This window comes from Lactobacillus sp. A27, from assembly GCF_016742815.1.
Lineage (GTDB): Bacteria > Bacillota > Bacilli > Lactobacillales > Lactobacillaceae > Lactobacillus > Lactobacillus gallinarum.
On sequence record NZ_JAEHNT010000047.1, the window covers coordinates 1 to 397 of the forward strand.

1 pseudogene is annotated in these 397 nt (G+C 41.1%); it reads right to left on the bottom strand.

The window, feature by feature from the left end:
• Nucleotides 1-397: pseudogene (locus tag JEM49_RS06770) on the bottom strand (RNA-guided endonuclease InsQ/TnpB family protein); the annotation flags it as partial.

Genomic DNA, 397 nt, shown 5'->3' on the forward strand with positions numbered 1-397 from the left:
AGCAGTATCGCTGCCTAACTGCATAGACAGGTAGAATTGGTCATCAGCGGTCTTTTTTATCGTCACTGTTCCAATACGAGTTGGAATATGATTAACCAGACGCTCTTTGATTAGCTTTCTAAAGCCGGCAATGCGGACAATTCCTAGCTTAGGCAATTTAATATATTTAGCATCAATAAACCTAGCCGTCCCGTTATCAAGAAAAGCTTCTTTTTGCTTAGGATATTGACAGTTGGTTTGGTATGACCAGTCGCTGCGTTTTTTGTGAAAAGTCGGAATTCCATGCCCAATCTTGCGATAGTTGTTCCAAGCCTTCTGGTAGTTCTGAATAGCGTTGGCAATAGCGAGGCTATCAATTTCTTTAACGCGTAAAAAGCTATAAGTATCGCGGATATTC